Raw genomic sequence first — 1,205 nt, forward strand, 5'->3', positions numbered from 1 at the left:
TCAACTGGTCAAAAATGTAAATGATGACCACAAAGAAGGCTGTGTATTCCATAATAGAGCGAAAATCTCTCCAGCTTTCTTTGCGAGTTGGCCAAGTTGTTTCTTTAAGAAGTTTAAAAATATCCTTAATAAAGCCCATCGTTCTCTCCTATCTCGTTTCTCTATGTGTCGTATATTTTCCACAATGTTTACAAAATTTATTTACTTCTAGTCGTGTTGGCTTGGGGTTCCCACTAATTTTGATTGAATAATTCCTTGAACCACAAACTGCACAAGCTAGGCTTGCTTTTTTTAGTGCCATAACGCCTCCATCTTATCTATTATAACAAGAAACCTAGGCTTTGACAAGCCTCTTAACGAAATAGATTAAGGATTGAGTCCCATATTGTCTGGGCTTTTTCTTTTATTTTAGCTTCTGAAATCGCACGACCTGCTTCATCTACAAGATTTTGTGCACGACTACGAATATCTCCTATTGGGTCCTCAGACTGGTTTGTCTCATTTTCAACAACCTGCTTTTTCGTATTTTCTGGTTCAATACCATTTTGTTTATAAGCATTCTCAACTGTAAAAGTGCTACCTGTAGTGTAAGGTAAAATGGTATTAGCCATACTTCTAAAGACATGGGCTGCTCCATTGGAGGTCGAACCTGCTAGATAATGGTTCTCATCTGTTGTTGGGAAACCGAGCCAGTGGCTGATTACCACATCCGGAGTATAGCCGATCACCCACTGGTCACTTGTATATTCTGGGTTGAAAACAGCTTCAGTCGTACCTGTTTTACCAGCCATAACATAATCTGCCGGTGACGAACTAATTCCTGTACCATTGGTAAATGTTCCTAGCATCATGCTGGTCATTTTATCGGCTACCGACTTATCAATCACTCGTTTTTGGGAGTTTTTATGACTCTTGATGATCTGGCCGCTGGCATTTTCAATACGAGTGATGAAATGTGCTTCAGGCATCAAACCTCCATTAGCAAAGGCTGCATAGGCTTGCGCCATCTGGAGAGGATTCGTTTCCACACCTCCACCAAGAGCAACTCCAAGAACTCGGTCAACTTTTTCCATATTCAGACCAAATCTCTCCCCAGCGTCAAAAGCTTTGTCAATACCTAATTCATTTACAGTCGCAACAGCTGGCAGGTTGAGTGATTCCGCCAAGGCCTGATACATAGGTACTTCTGGAGATGTCTTAATACC

General features: G+C 41.1%; 3 protein-coding genes. All 3 read right to left on the bottom strand.

The genetic code is table 11. The annotated features are described in order from the left end of the window. Window positions 1–139, bottom strand: a 139-nt coding sequence (gene secE, locus GMD6S_RS09235; RefSeq protein WP_000505775.1) for a preprotein translocase subunit SecE, incomplete at its 3' end; no start/stop codon positions are given. A 9-nt stretch (window positions 140–148) separates the two neighbouring features. Beyond that, window positions 149–301: a 50S ribosomal protein L33 gene (rpmG, locus tag GMD6S_RS09240; RefSeq protein ID WP_001809375.1), complete on the bottom strand. Its 153-nt coding sequence runs from the start codon at window positions 299–301 to the stop codon at window positions 149–151. A gap of 52 nt (window positions 302–353) precedes the next feature. Further along, window positions 354–1,205: penicillin-binding transpeptidase domain-containing protein (locus GMD6S_RS09245; RefSeq protein ID WP_000452268.1), on the bottom strand; the 852-nt coding region annotated here is incomplete at its 5' end.

The sequence above is a fragment of the Streptococcus sp. GMD6S genome (genome assembly GCF_000297015.1).

Coding starts and splice junctions, on each gene's coding strand:
- rpmG (WP_001809375.1), bottom strand. CDS start 301: ATGGCACTAAAAAAAGCAAGCCTAGCTTGTGCAGTTTGTGGTTCAAGG.